Raw genomic sequence first — 12,252 nt, 5'->3', positions numbered from 1 at the left:
ACGTCATTAATACGTTAAGTCAACGCGAAATCAGAACGGAAGATCCTCGTCAGAAATGTCGAGCGGTTTATCGGCGTCACTTCCGCCAGATTGCGCAGGTGCTGCGGCACCAATCGTAAGGCCGAGGCGCGAAATATCGAAGCCGGCGACTACGAGATTCTTCGTCTGCTCGTCCTCATCCGCGACATAAAGACACGTTTCGAACAGCGCCATATCGAACGGTTTCTCTCCGAGTTTGGCGAAGTTTTTGCGCTCCTCTTCCGTCAAGTCTTCGTCCATATCGATGATCGGAGATAGCGCTACGACTGCGTTAGTGCTTGCGCCAGTCTTCGTAAGTTCGAACGCGATAGTGCCGAGTTTCTTCGAGTACTTTTCGATCACGGCCTTGAGCGTCTTCTCTTGTTTCGGCGACAAGTCAACAACGATGTCCTTGCCCGTAGACAAATCGTAGAAAGCACGGAGGAACCGTTGTTTGCCGCGGTACAAGTACGCCTCGTCCGTGATCTTTTTGACCGCTTCCTCACTGGCGCCGGCATCTTTCGCAGCCTTTGCGTCGGCATAAAGTAAGTCAGCCGCGCGATCCCACAACGTCGGGTCGGACTCGACGAAACCGCGATTATTACGCTTCGCTGGGTTCTTAGGCACGAACGTGTTCACTTTTTTATAGATGCTGTACCCGTAGTACTCAGCGACGTCGTACACGCTTTTTACGCCGACTTTGAACGAACTTCCGCTCTTGAACGATGTAATCGGACTCTCTTGCGCTCCTCCCGTATTATCCGTTGCGGCTGCGGCTGCTTCGCCCATCTTCGTAAACAGTGACATTCGATCACGTTCCTTTTCGTAGTATTAGGCGGATTGGTCGACGCTCCGCCGGGCGTCCGGTCGATAGGATTGCGCTCATGTACGCGGGCCCTGCGCACACTTGCGGCTTACACTTCGGCATAGCACGTACGGGAGCGCTCCAAACGCCGCTTAATTACGCCCGGCCCACGCATGAGACGGTCACAACCGTAAGATTGACGCTATTTTTACGCGACTAATGCGCGGCCCCTACGCCCGATATGTCGCAGCAACCGGAAAGTTACCGCAACACGGCCGACGTAGGAATCGGCTCTAAACGATCGCTGCGTATCCTTGCGCCAGCAGCGTCAATTCACGTTTCTCCTTCGTAATCCCGGCGTTAATCTCGCGAATCTGTAGCTCGACTGCGTTCATTCGCGCGGTCAACGCATTGCGGCGCGCGGCCGTCCGGGCCTTTGCGATTGCCAGGCGCAGGGTCGCCGCCTCCTGTTCGAGCGGTGCGCGTTTGGCGAGCGCTTCTACTTCGGCCTTCAATACTGCGAGTTCCTTGCGTTTGACCTCGCGACCAACTGCGGCGGCAACTGCGGAAACGGCCGGCGCCGGAATCTCCGCTTTCAACACGGTTAGGACCGCGCTATCAATCAAATCCGCGATAAATACGATGCCGGACTTGGCGAACATGCGACCGTAAGTTCCGTCCTCGGCGAGCGTGTTGCATACGTATTCCGCGTCGGCCATGTGCTGATTCGTCCAATTCGCGGCCGACGATTTCTCAACGCCGAACCGTTCGGTGATCCGACGGAGGGCGTGCGCGGTTAGGCGCCATTTCTGCGTCATGCGATCCGACCGCCTTTCAAGCGAATGTAGTCTGCCGGGTCTTCGTATACTTCCGGCGCGCCATTATATAGAAGGAACGCGTCGTCGAACGAGGAAAGGCGTACATTTTGCGAGATTTGCGGAACCATATTCGGATTGCTGCGTACTTTATATGTGGAATAACGTTTCATATCGGATACCTCCGGGTAAGTTGCTTTTAGGCAATAGGAAACTAAACGTTGACAATGCGCAATTTTTTGCGTAATATTGAAAACGTGAGATTGAATGAATTGTAAAGATTTAGGTTATGCTATACATAGAGCTAAAACTTACCGTTTGCTAATTTGCTTGACGATTGTGCTATACTAGTGTTGAGAGGACGGCTTTCGTGCCCGAAAACTCGTCCTTCTCATAAAGAAATCATGCCGTAAGATAATGACGCTTTACACGCAGTCCTTCTGGTAAGTATTCGAGAATATCTCCGTCTACTCCGAGTCTGAACTGACGTGCAATAAGATCAAGCTTGCGGCGAGCTTCTTGATGATGTATCCCGAGCGTTTTGGCGAACGCATTGACGGAAAACTCATCACATTCAAATGTCCTATTTTCTGTAGCGATTAGCGTCGCTACCGGATCGTTAGCGCGATCCACTAAGATGTCGAGAAGTTGGCGCTTCTCGGCTTCTTTTTTTGTTCCCATAACTGGTATAACCTCGGCTTCGGCAGATACAGCGTATATATCAGGTGGAAGTTTGTACTTTGGTTGGCACTCCCCTGACGCAACATCCTCCACTACTTCATCCAACGATCCTACAACTCGTTTTCGGCGTCTCTTGTTCCCTCTGAACACTTCAAGACGTTTGAGTTTCAAAGCCGCGGACAGAGAGTTCGTGAAGTCCCGGATATCATCCCGTCTAGATAACTCGAGCACCGCGTTATCAAACGTTTCCTGAGCTTTGTGCCTGTCTTGGCAACCTCGACTCAGAAGAGTGTCGCGATGAAAATCCCCGAACTCTGCGGACGCCTCCTCATACAAGTGATTGAACGTTTCTGCAGTAGGGTTCTGCCTGTGGGCTTCTGCTAGAATATTCAGTTTTTTACTACTCAAACTATATCAACTCCTAATAGATTTTGTGCCTTACACTTACTATGTTGCCGATGATTAAACTTTCGCACACTTTTTGCGGAAAATTTGTTAAAATAATTAATGATGACTGACACAGAAGGCAGGTAGGCGAATTGCGACGAGAACTGGGTCGCTGCCGCCTCGGTGTGGTTCTCGATGAAATCGGCTGGAGTCAGCAAGACTTGTCCGACTATTCTGCCGTTCCTAAATCTGTTATCTCCCGCGCTCTATCGGAAGAACCGGATCAGAAGCGTAAAATTTCATTACGCGACGCAATCGCAATTACAGACGCGATATACGTTGTGACCGGTAAATACTACCATCCGCGCGAGTTATATGAAGGAACATTAATGCCACCGAGCCGCCGCAGCGAGGGCGAATCTTAATGGTTTGCCCTGCGCAGTAGTTGCTGAATGTCAACTATCGCCATTATACGACAACTTTCGTCACGCTGTCATCATAAAATTTACCAGCGGACTATAAATTTCCCTTGTTTTCCCTATTTCCGTTATTCCCGCCTCGGTAGGATCTTTGTATCCGCTTGGCACCAACGCAATTTCCAACCGCAACCGTCCCTGCAAACTCTCCGCGATCTCATTCCGCCAGGCTCGTCCGGCCGCGTCGTTATCCCGCAATAGCACGAGAGTTTCGATCGGACTCCGCAAGATAAGATTGCGTTTCTTCTCGTTAAACGCCGCCCCACCGGTCGCAATCGCCGGCACTCCGATCGTCCAGAGATAGAGCGCATCGATTTCGCTCTCCACGCAGGCCGCGAGCTTGATATTCCGCGAATGAATAACGTCGATCCCGTATATCAAATCGCGGACCGGAACGCCCCCCTTTGTGTACCAAAAGCGTTTTGCGTAGGTTGTCCGATATTTTACCGTCAATAACCGTCCGGCAGCGTCAAACCACGGAATTGTCACGGCGCGGCTCTGCGGATCGTAACCGGTCCGAAATAGCGCCTGCACCTCCGGACTTATGCCGCGATTCGTGAGGTAGTCGGAGCGGTCCGTAGAGTAACGGTCGAGTAGCGCTATGTCGAGCGGTCGTGCGCGAGCCTTGGCGGTAGGTTTTCGTATTTGAAGCGTTATGTAGTCCGCCGGGCCATCCCGCTCGCTTTCCGTTAATATCTGGCGCGCTGTTTCTTCGTCGATGCCGCGTAACATGGCGAGAAGTTGGACGGGGCCGCCGCGCCTGAGATGCGGATCGATTGCGCCCGAATCGTTCCAGCATCCGAACAACTCCGAGTCCGGGTCCGTGGTGACGCGAAAGGACGGCCGGTCGTCTTCGCGGTTGGGCGAGCTGGCTTCGAGTTTGTCCGCGTGCCAGCGTGGGTTGCGCCAAGGATAACGCTCGATTTCCGCCATTAAGGCAGTTAGCATTAAGCACCACTCCTTGTATCAATCTGTTTCGTTTTGCTTATCTCTTCTGGCTTTAAGTCTTTTAACACTTAATTTAAATGCCGATTCGATCTCGCGAGCGATAAACAGTTTTTCACTGTCGTTGAGATCCTTAGTTTCATCTGCGACGGCTACTACGTCAAACAACTGCTCAAGCAATGGTGCTGCTTTAAACATATACTTACGTGATTCTTCAAGCACTTTCACGGAGCTATCCAACAGCTTGGAGAGGTCGTAGTAAAATTGACTTTTCTCCTGCTGGATGTAATCGCTAATATCAACTTCCGGAGAGATTCTTCCGGCAAGCGCAAAGATACTCTCCTTGTCCACGTTAATCGCATATGAAACCTTCTCAAGAGTCTCATCAGTTGGGTCCTTAACCAACCCCCTCTCAAGCTTACTCCACTGGGAAAAGCTGATCTCGGCCTTTTCAGCGATATCGCGGACGGTAAATCCGAGTTCTTGTCTTTTCTCGCGGATAAACTCCCCTAATAAATTTTCTTGCACTTCATATTCTCCTTCCAAAAATAAGTTGGAATATTTTCCATGGGTCAAGCATACTATGATTTGTTTTCCGCGTCAACACATTTTGTATCTTGTTAGGAAACAAACTGTATTGAATCAAAATCCACTTGCAAACTGCCCCGCAATTTCCGTACCCTTCGGCAGTTCCCGCAGCACCCCGTAGTCCATCAGCGCAACGAGTTCGATCGCAAACCCCTCGCCACCATTCCTACCCTTCTCAACGCCGAGCGCCCCGTTACCATTCGCGGCATCAAACGAAAATAGGTTAGTCGCGATTTCGAGTACGGCTTTCGTCGTCTTCACCTGGTCGCGTTTCGGCAGCTTCACCGCCCGGTGTTCGCCCTCTTCCGTTTCCTGACGCTCGGTCTGCGCCTGGATCGTGAATATACCGACGACATCGTGCGCACCAATAATCGTTTCCAAGCGCCGGGCCGCCATTTCCGCCGCACCGCCCGCTGTCTTATTCGCGTTCCGTCCGTAGACGTCGGACAATCCGTAGAATGGGTCGATGATAACAACGTCGATATCCGGCCGCATATGCAGTTCGCGATCCAACTCGTCCAAGCTGCGCGTAAGATTAGCGTCGCCTTTCGCCTGCAGGATAAGCTCGCCCGGATAATACTCGTTAATCTTCGCGACCATATCGAGCATGAACGATTCCAGTTCCGCGTCCATCTTGCCGGCGAGCATCGCCTTGTTCGGTAGGCCAACGTCGCCGAGTCCGTCCGCTTTAACTGCGCCATCTCTTGCGGTCGCGATCGAAATGAGCCGCGAAATTAGCGGATACCACTTAACCTCATATGACTTGGCCAGCACGACCGCCCCTTGCCGGAGCAGCTCGTCCAAAAAGACCTCGGACAAGTACGTTTTACCCCGGCCAGATTCAGCCATAATGATATAACAATCCCCGGAATAAAGGCCGCCAATCTCCGCATTAAGCGTCGCAAACGGCGTTTTCCATAACGTGTACGACTCGCCGGCCTTGCGCTTTTGGTACTCCGTTTTAAATGCGCCGGCCAACGTTAGGAGACTCGCGCCGATATCGCGTTTAACCGTCGCCTTGCCTTCGATTGATTCACCGAGTTCGCGCAGATATTTTCCGAAGTCGGCCGGCGCAAGCTGCGCAAATTTCTCAGCGAGTTCCGACGGGACTTTTCTGCCGCTGTCTTCGTCGGTGTATCCGTTGATCTTACGCAGGACTTCGCGCTTGGCTGCCGCGGCTTTAAGTTCGCCCGCGAGATATTCGAACGAATCCGAAACGTCCGGTATATACGTAATGTCCGGACACTCTGCCGCAAGTGTAACGTAGGACGGCGCTCGGCCGGCGTTCTGTTGCGCGTACTTAACGGTAAAGTCGTATGCTTGGCGCTCGCCTGGCGTCTCGAAGTCCTCGCGCGTGATTCCGTATTTGGTTAGCGCGGATATGTCGCCGACGTCGACCGTCTTTGAAAGTAACTGCTCTCCGTGTACTGGCATTCTCGATAGTCACCTCCGATAATAATAAGTAACAACTTACTTGTCTAATCGCGAAGAATGAAATTTTATCTTTAAAAGCAGCGCTAAACGAGTCAATCTATAAGTTGCTTCGATTTGCTAGATTATTCGACTTGCTCGTATGAAACGCTATGAAAAACTTTTCAATTCCTCTTCCCGCGTTTACTCTCACCCACAAACGGAACCACTCCGCACATGTCCCGCATACGATCCGCCATTCGACCGTCGAACACGCGCACCTGATCTTCGAATGTAACGTTTGAGGTATAAACCGAAGGTAATCCGTTGGTATTGCGGTGATTAATTACGCTGTGTAAATCTCCGCGAAACCCGTCTGACGCGTCGCGTACTCCAATATCGTCAAGCACGACAAACGGAGCAGTCCGTGCGCTCTGCATTTGACGGTAATATAATCGCGCGGCCGGTTCGGCAACATCTGTCGGTACGTGCGGTCTTGTAAACGTCGTATACAGCTTTTGCCAATCATTTACGTCTAAGAAGTATGCCGGCCGTTCCAGCGGTTGCCCGTTCCGTTGGAGCGACCCGATATAATGGCGTATGACCCACTCGTTTAATAGCGCCGCGGCCGTCGTTGTCTTTCCGGTGCCGGGCTCGTGCGAGAACAGATAAAGCGACTTGATTCGTTCCGTTCGCGGATTTAGCGCGGTATCGAATTGCCGCATAAAAGTCCCGACGTACGCCTCTGCGATTTTATACGCCTCTATCTGCGTTTCGCGCGCCGGACTGTTCGCGAGTGTGAGCCGCTTGTATTCCGCCGGTACGCCTGCCGCGCCGATCCTTCCGCCGAGGCCATCCGCGCCGTGACACGCTACGTACGACGGACAAATTGCGTTGCACTTGTCTCCGCCTGCTAGCGTACAGTGTTGCGCTAATATGCAGTTGTCTGCGTGTGCCATGCGATTCCTCCTTTGCTATATTTTCGAACTGTGACGTTTCTACTTCATCATCGCTTGAACTTGTTGCTGAATTTCCACCGCAATCTGCTCAATATTTCTAGCATGAGTTTCTATATGTTTCAGCCTTCCAGCAGGACGTTTCCCCGCTTTTGTTCGACCAACGGCGAAATGCTCTATCTGTACAAAATTTTCATGTAGATCATCGAGCAATGAGAATAACTCTGTGTTTTTCCGATTTGCCATTTAAACACCCTCTTGCGTTAAATGTGTCATATCTGCACCGAATGTTCGAACTACGACGTTAATCCAGCTTGCAATCTTCCAAATGATTAACCATATCGCTCAATCGTCCATTTACTTTTTCTTTGAATGATTCGATAATTTCCTCGTCCGTTTCCCCTTCCAACTCAATCGCATACGAACTGCTTTCATAAGGCAAAATCACGTCTACAGCCATTTTCGTTAAGTCGATACTTTCAATTTCTACCTCGCCGTTTTCTTTGCATAATCCCCTCAATTTGTTTTCAATGCTCATTCAAAAACCTCCTCATTTTTGTTGAACAAAATGTGTCTACTGCGACACTAAACTATTTTTATCCGCGCACCACACACGCATCTATTAACGTGCTTGCGCAACTCAACTTCGCGGCCGCAACTCGGACACTTCGCCGTCATAGCCAACTCGCCATCTCCTCCGCAGACATTGCGCTCACCACCGCCGCACTCGCTTTTTCCTTCCGTTGCCCTTCCGCCAGAACTTGCGGCATGATCCGCGGCAACATGTACGCGATCAGAAAGCCTGCGGTAAGCTGCGGATACTGTGCGCCAGGCTTGTACTCCGCGAAGGCTCGTTCGATAGTTTCACGTAAGGCCGCCGCACCGTAGTCGTTGAGTGCGCGCTTGATTACGCCTTGTTCAAACGCCCAGCCGCGCAATGGTACGTATTTCTCAATGCCGAATTTTTCCGCGTTGAGGTCGATGACCATAGCGTGTACCGTTCGCGTGTTCCAATTCGCAAGCGGAAGGTTGCGCCAGTCTTCGCGTTGCTCTGCGGTGATTTTAGGACGCGCCACTATTCCCCCACCTCCCGTAAAAATTCGCCGACTGCGACTGCGAGCGCCTCATCACTTTCGCCGCGTTCGTAAACTAAGCGGAGTTTCTCGACGTGGGATCGTATCATTTCGTTTTCATACGCCCACTCGTCCGCCATTGCCTCGAACCTACATCTCCGGTCTTCCTCAGCGGAGAGCGCGGATTCAGCCTCGACTGCCCGCCGGATCGCATGCGGCCATCCTTCACGCGCTTCTGCGATAAACCGCGCATCATCCTCGGTAATTGCCGAAGCCACGATCGTATCTAAGAAATCACTCCGACAGACTTCGTACTGATACTCCGAGTGAACGCTAGGCATCAAATGCCAGGGCCCGGATATCGCCGCCTCGCATATCGCCAAGTCCTCCGCAAGGTCCCGTGTAATCTCCGTTGTCACTCCGCTGACACCTCCGATTATATAAATTACATGCGAGATTCGTAAAACGCCAAATTCCGAGATTTGTTCGGTTTATCAAGTTTCCATATATCCACAGGTTTAACCAGGCTCAAATAAACTAGAATGAACTCAAATGGTATAAACAGGTATATATTACAGAGGAAAATTGGTAAATTACAGATGGTCTTTGTTTCAGCAATCTCCCGTTTTCTCGTTATTACTCTGTGTATCTTACATTTTCTCGATGGATTAGAAATGGGAGTTATTCGACACCGTTCGTCATTGATCTTAATATAACGCGAACGTACGTTCCTCATACGGACAACAAGCGGCCATTCACCGGACAGATATTTTAGCGGTAAATTACGCGTGTTTAGTCGGACATTCCCGCAAGTACCGGGACGCTGAGAAAGCGCCCATTTGCCCGGTAAAACTGCGATAAACGTACGGGATCATTGCGGACCCCAACCCATTCCGGCGATCGTTGCTACGGACAGCACAGCGCAAAGTCCGCAGGAAGCCGCGCATACAACCCTGAACCGTTGAATCGCGCCATCCTTCTCGTCTATGGAAAACGCTCCGAAACAGATAGCGCCGATCGTCGAAAGGATCGCGGAACACCACGTTAAGGCTCCGAAAAATGCGTTCCAGTCCATTACGCCGCCTCCTTTAATATCCGCGCATAGTATTCGTAATCCCCGTCATGTTGCGTTGCGCCCGTTCGCAATTCGATCCGTATTTCGTTCGTATTCAAAAACTTGCGCACATAGTCTATTTTCGTGAAAGTCCGCTTATCTAACGTTGAATAACACTCGCGGAAATACGCTAATACGTTGTGTCCGCGAACAACTGGCGTAATCTCAACGTCGAGCCATCGCCTGTTTAACGCATAGCGCACCCATTCGACGCCCTGATACAACGCGCGCGGAACGGGTTTATTTGCGCCATAATCGTAAACAACGCAAGTTTCACCGGACGCGAGCGCGAGTAAGAACGTATAATCGAGGTCCTGCAGTACGAAGTCCCAGCGTTTCTGTTCGCAGGCCGTCGATTGAATGCGGATAAACGCGTACGGCTCGGAGATATTCGGGATGGCTTCGATGCCATTCGTGAGATTGACGAAGTGTCTCGCCGTCATGCCGCCTCCCTCCGCTCTCGTAGTGCCCTCCAGAACATTACCTGTTCGCGCCAGGACATTCGTTTATATTGCGGATAGTCGTATAGCCACAAGTTAAATTCGCGGATTTCATCCGGAGTTAATTCGATTTCTGCGTTCATTCGCGTTCACCCTTTCCTTAGTATTCGAGAATATCGTCAACCGTTTCGATCTTCAATCCGTAATCCTCCCGTCCCATTGCGCAAATCGCTCGGCAGCGCTTTGTCGGCGCACCTCATCGCGGCTAATCATTCGCCGATACTCCGCGTCAGCGCGCAAGGCCGCGTAATAATCACCAACAACGCGCGACGCAATGGTGATATAATCCGGGTCGCCGTGTGAGTACGCGCCTCCGCCGTCGAGGTATTCGCGACCAAAAACTTTTCGGAAGCCCCATCGTTTCCTTTTCGCATATAATCGAGCGATCGCGTAATTACTGACCCACATACCGTCCTCACACTCGCGGATCTTCACGCGGTACTCCGTCCCATCCGGAGCCGTTACGGGAAATTTCGTAAGCTTAACGTTGCTCACGCCGCCACCTCCTCCGTTAACCTCGCGATAATCGCCGCGAGACACATCGCTTCTGGCGCGGCTTCTCCATAAGCTTGCGACACAAAGGCGCCCTCGTCGGTTTTAATCGCTGCGAAATAGTGATTAACGCCGTCATTGCGCTTAACGATGTATGCGTAAAATACCTCGAGGACCGACCACGCGTCGTCAAGCAGGCGCGTAGGCTTGAAGAAATTGACGGGAACCTCTACGTTACCGCTGGAATTTACCCAGTACCATGCGTTATACTCCGATTCAGGACTGTTCGGCCTTTCCTCTTTCCGCCAGCCGAACACAGCCTCCGCAACCCAAGCGTCACGTTCACGTGGAGCCATCCCGTCCCATTTTGCGATGATTTCGCCGCGTGTCATGCGGACACCTCCCGGAACATGGCATTAAATTTCGCAACTTGTTCGCCGATAATGACGTTCTCCTTCGCCTGCTTTCGGCGCTTTATTTCTTCTTGCTTCGCGTCAAAATCCGTAACATCTCGTTCAAGTTGCCTAAAATACTCGAGGATAGGCATAACCCACGTTCCTTTATGCAACCAGCCGTATGTTTCAGTCCATCCCGGATTTCCGCCAGTTATCCCGTACACCTTGAATAATTTTTCTTCCTCATCTATCAAATAAATGAAAAACGTCCGTCCCCTGGCGTGTGAAGCTGTCACGAACAAAACGTTCCCCCAACGGAAACATTCCGCGTCTCCCCCGTGATATTTATAACCTAATCCCGTTTTCTCAAGTCCGCCAAGGCCTCTTCTATGAGCCTCCCGAATTGCTACATGATAAGCGTCTGCTCCGTGCATCACTTCGTTCCCCTTTCGTTTTACCGTTAAATTAGCGCTACTACGCTCTACCCTACCGAATACACTACGCGCCGGGTTACGACGCTAATTTGACGTCAAAATCGCGCAACTGACCCGATGATAGCGCCGCGACTATCCGCTCAGTCTCCGCAGCAAGTTGCGCCATAAATTCGGCGAGTGTTTCCGCGTTTCCGCTCGCTGCCGCTTTAATCCGGACGGTCCCGAGAGCCGCCGTGAGCCCGGCGGGAGTATATCCGTAATAGCCGGCGTCCTCCCATACTTCGCGCGGTGACGGATCAAGCGTTGGATTTGCGGCGAGTCGCGCCTTCCAATTCGGAGCAAGCGTTGGGTCGACGAGGCGGCGTTCCTTTACGATAAAATTGCGGTCATCTGCGGTAAGGCGAAAATCTGGCGTGAGTTGTACGTTCAATTCGTTTTTCATGCGACGACACCTCCGTAAAATTTTTGATACCGCGCCCGTATCCGTTTCATACTTTCGTTGACGCCCTGGCGCGTAATTCCGAGCGTCTTTGCGATGTCTGTCTGCGGCACGCCCGCCGTTAGCAAGCGAATGATATTGCGCTGGCCCTCCGTTAGTGTCGCGGTAAACTCGTCGACCTCGGCTCCGGTATAGTCCGCTTCGCATTCCGGTTCCTTTGGCGCGCGATCGTCGTCCGGACCGTGTGCGTTCAAGCTTTCCGCCTTCCGGATCATCACGCAGTACTTCGCCTCCCGCGCATCCTCTACGGTAATTCCGAGTTGTTGCGCGATCTCCGCGTCCGACACATCGTCGAGACATTCGCGGCTGATACGCTGAGCATTTTCGGAGTGCTTGCGCGGTATCCGAATAACGTGCGCTCGGTCCCGGAACATGTGCCGGATGTGTCCGCGAATATACGGGGCTGCGATTTGAGCGAACGCCTTGCTTGCGTCAGAGTAGCGGTCATATGCGAGTATGAGTCCGATAGTGCCCTCGCTGACGACGTCTTCCTGCGGAATATGAAGCGCTTCGGCTCGCGAACGATAACGCCAAGCTATCGAGTAGACGAGCGGTAAGTTTGCGACAATGAACTCCGCGCGGCTTGACGGGCCGAGTAGCGGATTGTCCGGGTAATTGCGTTGAGTCATCGTGGGGCCCTCCGTTTCTTGTAGTGGATGCGCGG

At 51.8% G+C, this 12,252-nt stretch carries 21 protein-coding genes; 1 reads left to right on the top strand and 20 read right to left on the bottom strand.

Going from position 1 to position 12,252, the window contains the following annotated elements; genetic code table 11:
- Positions 1–30: 30 nt before the first annotated feature.
- From DFP94_RS02460 to DFP94_RS02450, 4 genes are all read right to left on the bottom strand, one after another.
- On the bottom strand, positions 31–825 hold the full coding sequence (locus DFP94_RS02460) for a hypothetical protein (RefSeq protein ID WP_114494846.1): 795 nt from the start codon (positions 823–825) through the stop codon (positions 31–33).
- A 291-nt stretch (positions 826–1,116) separates the two neighbouring features.
- Positions 1,117–1,485, bottom strand: a complete 369-nt coding sequence (locus DFP94_RS02455; RefSeq protein ID WP_147273828.1) for a hypothetical protein — start codon at positions 1,483–1,485, stop codon at positions 1,117–1,119.
- Positions 1,486–1,637: 152 nt separating this feature from the next.
- Positions 1,638–1,811, bottom strand: a complete 174-nt coding sequence (locus DFP94_RS25340; protein WP_181872998.1) for a hypothetical protein — start codon at positions 1,809–1,811, stop codon at positions 1,638–1,640.
- A gap of 229 nt (positions 1,812–2,040) precedes the next feature.
- On the bottom strand, positions 2,041–2,727 hold the full coding sequence (locus DFP94_RS02450) for a hypothetical protein (protein WP_114494844.1): 687 nt from the start codon (positions 2,725–2,727) through the stop codon (positions 2,041–2,043).
- A 131-nt stretch (positions 2,728–2,858) separates the two neighbouring features.
- Between DFP94_RS02450 and DFP94_RS25255 the strand changes: the two genes are divergently transcribed.
- Positions 2,859–3,131, top strand: a complete 273-nt coding sequence (locus DFP94_RS25255) for a hypothetical protein (RefSeq protein ID WP_147273827.1) — start codon at positions 2,859–2,861, stop codon at positions 3,129–3,131.
- Between the two features lie 60 nt (positions 3,132–3,191).
- Here DFP94_RS25255 and DFP94_RS02445 read toward each other — a convergent pair whose 3' ends face one another.
- The 16 genes from DFP94_RS02445 to DFP94_RS02375 form a co-directional block, all read right to left on the bottom strand.
- Positions 3,192–4,130 (bottom strand): toprim domain-containing protein, encoded by a 939-nt coding sequence (locus DFP94_RS02445; RefSeq protein WP_114494843.1) that lies wholly within the window; start codon positions 4,128–4,130, stop codon positions 3,192–3,194.
- Between the two features lie 18 nt (positions 4,131–4,148).
- Positions 4,149–4,655, bottom strand: coding sequence for a helix-turn-helix domain-containing protein (locus tag DFP94_RS02440; protein WP_181872997.1), 507 nt, complete (start codon positions 4,653–4,655; stop codon positions 4,149–4,151).
- 114 nt (positions 4,656–4,769) lie between these two features.
- Entirely contained in the window at positions 4,770–6,149 is a 1,380-nt protein-coding gene (locus DFP94_RS02435; RefSeq protein WP_114494841.1) for a TRM11 family methyltransferase, read from the bottom strand.
- 161 nt (positions 6,150–6,310) lie between these two features.
- Positions 6,311–7,084: a P-loop NTPase family protein gene (locus DFP94_RS02430; protein WP_114494840.1), complete on the bottom strand. Its 774-nt coding sequence runs from the start codon at positions 7,082–7,084 to the stop codon at positions 6,311–6,313.
- A gap of 39 nt (positions 7,085–7,123) precedes the next feature.
- Positions 7,124–7,327 (bottom strand): hypothetical protein, encoded by a 204-nt coding sequence (locus DFP94_RS02425; protein ID WP_114494839.1) that lies wholly within the window; start codon positions 7,325–7,327, stop codon positions 7,124–7,126.
- Positions 7,328–7,385: 58 nt separating this feature from the next.
- Positions 7,386–7,619 (bottom strand): hypothetical protein, encoded by a 234-nt coding sequence (locus DFP94_RS02420; RefSeq protein ID WP_114494838.1) that lies wholly within the window; start codon positions 7,617–7,619, stop codon positions 7,386–7,388.
- A 136-nt stretch (positions 7,620–7,755) separates the two neighbouring features.
- On the bottom strand, positions 7,756–8,157 hold the full coding sequence (locus tag DFP94_RS02415) for a hypothetical protein (RefSeq protein WP_245954424.1): 402 nt from the start codon (positions 8,155–8,157) through the stop codon (positions 7,756–7,758).
- Complete coding sequence (locus DFP94_RS02410) at positions 8,157–8,573, bottom strand: hypothetical protein (RefSeq protein WP_114494837.1); 417 nt, start codon at positions 8,571–8,573, stop codon at positions 8,157–8,159. The genes DFP94_RS02415 and DFP94_RS02410 overlap by 1 nt, the downstream gene beginning before the upstream one ends.
- 452 nt (positions 8,574–9,025) lie before the next feature.
- Positions 9,026–9,229: a hypothetical protein gene (locus DFP94_RS02405; protein ID WP_114494836.1), complete on the bottom strand. Its 204-nt coding sequence runs from the start codon at positions 9,227–9,229 to the stop codon at positions 9,026–9,028.
- A complete protein-coding gene (locus tag DFP94_RS02400) occupies positions 9,229–9,711 on the bottom strand; it encodes a hypothetical protein (RefSeq protein ID WP_114494835.1) in 483 nt (160 codons plus the stop codon). The genes DFP94_RS02405 and DFP94_RS02400 overlap by 1 nt, the downstream gene beginning before the upstream one ends.
- Positions 9,708–9,851 carry a hypothetical protein gene (locus tag DFP94_RS25335; protein ID WP_181872996.1) on the bottom strand — a complete coding sequence of 48 codons (144 nt, stop codon included), beginning with the start codon at positions 9,849–9,851 and terminating at the stop codon, positions 9,708–9,710. Before DFP94_RS25335 ends, DFP94_RS02400 begins: the two co-directional genes overlap by 4 nt.
- Positions 9,852–9,903: 52 nt before the next feature.
- Positions 9,904–10,263 carry a hypothetical protein gene (locus tag DFP94_RS02395; protein ID WP_114494834.1) on the bottom strand — a complete coding sequence of 120 codons (360 nt, stop codon included), beginning with the start codon at positions 10,261–10,263 and terminating at the stop codon, positions 9,904–9,906.
- The gene (locus DFP94_RS02390) at positions 10,260–10,652 is read right to left on the bottom strand and encodes a BC1872 family protein (protein WP_114494833.1); all 393 of its coding nucleotides are present in this window, start codon (positions 10,650–10,652) and stop codon (positions 10,260–10,262) included. Before DFP94_RS02390 ends, DFP94_RS02395 begins: the two co-directional genes overlap by 4 nt.
- Positions 10,649–11,089 carry a hypothetical protein gene (locus DFP94_RS02385; RefSeq protein WP_114494832.1) on the bottom strand — a complete coding sequence of 147 codons (441 nt, stop codon included), beginning with the start codon at positions 11,087–11,089 and terminating at the stop codon, positions 10,649–10,651. Before DFP94_RS02385 ends, DFP94_RS02390 begins: the two co-directional genes overlap by 4 nt.
- A 76-nt stretch (positions 11,090–11,165) precedes the next feature.
- A complete protein-coding gene (locus tag DFP94_RS02380; RefSeq protein ID WP_147273826.1) occupies positions 11,166–11,519 on the bottom strand; it encodes a hypothetical protein in 354 nt (117 codons plus the stop codon).
- 8 nt (positions 11,520–11,527) lie between these two features.
- A complete protein-coding gene (locus DFP94_RS02375) occupies positions 11,528–12,217 on the bottom strand; it encodes a sigma-70 family RNA polymerase sigma factor (RefSeq protein WP_114494830.1) in 690 nt (229 codons plus the stop codon).
- Positions 12,218–12,252 lie beyond the last annotated feature (35 nt).

Origin of the sequence: Fontibacillus phaseoli, from assembly GCF_003337355.1 — a bacterium.
GTDB classification, from domain to species: Bacteria; Bacillota; Bacilli; order Paenibacillales; family Paenibacillaceae; genus Fontibacillus; species Fontibacillus phaseoli.
This window is presented reverse-complemented; position numbering and strand designations above follow the sequence as displayed.

What these genes read in the sequence shown, in the direction of transcription:
- DFP94_RS02460 (WP_114494846.1), bottom strand. Translation starts at nt 825, where the DNA reads ATGTCACTGTTTACGAAGATGGGCGAAGCAGCCGCAGCCGCAACGGAT.
- DFP94_RS02375 (WP_114494830.1), bottom strand. Translation starts at nt 12,217, where the DNA reads ATGACTCAACGCAATTACCCGGACAATCCGCTACTCGGCCCGTCAAGC.
- DFP94_RS02435 (WP_114494841.1), bottom strand. Translation starts at nt 6,149, where the DNA reads ATGCCAGTACACGGAGAGCAGTTACTTTCAAAGACGGTCGACGTCGGC.
- DFP94_RS02425 (WP_114494839.1), bottom strand. Translation starts at nt 7,327, where the DNA reads ATGGCAAATCGGAAAAACACAGAGTTATTCTCATTGCTCGATGATCTA.
- DFP94_RS02430 (WP_114494840.1), bottom strand. Translation starts at nt 7,084, where the DNA reads ATGGCACACGCAGACAACTGCATATTAGCGCAACACTGTACGCTAGCA.
- DFP94_RS02420 (WP_114494838.1), bottom strand. Translation starts at nt 7,619, where the DNA reads ATGAGCATTGAAAACAAATTGAGGGGATTATGCAAAGAAAACGGCGAG.
- DFP94_RS02405 (WP_114494836.1), bottom strand. Translation starts at nt 9,229, where the DNA reads ATGGACTGGAACGCATTTTTCGGAGCCTTAACGTGGTGTTCCGCGATC.
- DFP94_RS25340 (WP_181872998.1), bottom strand. Translation starts at nt 1,811, where the DNA reads ATGAAACGTTATTCCACATATAAAGTACGCAGCAATCCGAATATGGTT.
- DFP94_RS02385 (WP_114494832.1), bottom strand. Translation starts at nt 11,089, where the DNA reads ATGCACGGAGCAGACGCTTATCATGTAGCAATTCGGGAGGCTCATAGA.
- DFP94_RS02445 (WP_114494843.1), bottom strand. Translation starts at nt 4,130, where the DNA reads ATGCTAACTGCCTTAATGGCGGAAATCGAGCGTTATCCTTGGCGCAAC.
- DFP94_RS02400 (WP_114494835.1), bottom strand. Translation starts at nt 9,711, where the DNA reads ATGACGGCGAGACACTTCGTCAATCTCACGAATGGCATCGAAGCCATC.
- DFP94_RS02455 (WP_147273828.1), bottom strand. Translation starts at nt 1,485, where the DNA reads ATGTTCGCCAAGTCCGGCATCGTATTTATCGCGGATTTGATTGATAGC.
- DFP94_RS25335 (WP_181872996.1), bottom strand. Translation starts at nt 9,851, where the DNA reads ATGAACGCAGAAATCGAATTAACTCCGGATGAAATCCGCGAATTTAAC.
- DFP94_RS02390 (WP_114494833.1), bottom strand. Translation starts at nt 10,652, where the DNA reads ATGACACGCGGCGAAATCATCGCAAAATGGGACGGGATGGCTCCACGT.